Raw genomic sequence first — 558 nt, 5'->3', positions numbered from 1 at the left:
CGTCTAGGCGTATTCTGGAGAATTGTGTTCCCGTTATTAAAACCAATTACAGTAACCGTAGTTATCTTAAACAGCCTATGGATTTGGAATGACTTCTTACTTCCGTCTCTTGTTCTTCAAGATCCTGAGCTAAGAACGATTCCGCTTGCGACATTCTTCTTCTTTGGTCAGTATACAAAGCAGTGGGATTTAGCACTAGCAGCACTTGTAATCAGTATTATCCCGCTATTAATCTTCTTCTTTGCAATGCAAAAACACATTGTTAAAGGAATTACAAGCGGTTCAATTAAATAATAGAAACGGCAACAGGGCTGATTTTGATGCTGAGGCGTCAAAATCAGCAGCAAATAGGGAGGAACGGAAAATGGCATTTAAAATGAAAAAATGGCCTTTAGCAGCAGGTGTTTTATCGGCTACGCTTTTATTTTCAACCGCGTGTTCAAACGAAAGCGCATCAGGTAATAAAAAAAGCGGCGGAGATCAAGTAGTAGTAGATGTATTTCAAGGAAAAGTAGAAATCGCTGATCAGCTAAAAGCTCTAACTGATCAATACACAAA

1 protein-coding gene and 1 pseudogene are annotated in these 558 nt (G+C 38.9%); both read left to right on the top strand.

Translation table 11 applies throughout. From position 1 onward, the window contains the following. Positions 1 to 294: ABC transporter permease subunit (locus AC1DRF_RS31810; RefSeq protein WP_477742804.1), on the top strand; the 294-nt coding region annotated here is incomplete at its 5' end. Between the two features lie 70 nt (positions 295 to 364). Next, a pseudogene (locus AC1DRF_RS31805) lies at positions 365 to 558 on the top strand (carbohydrate ABC transporter substrate-binding protein); the annotation flags it as partial.

It is taken from the genome of Priestia sp. P5_B4 (genome assembly GCF_056400385.1).
Note: the sequence above shows the minus strand (reverse complement) of the source record. Positions and strands in the feature narration are given on the sequence as shown.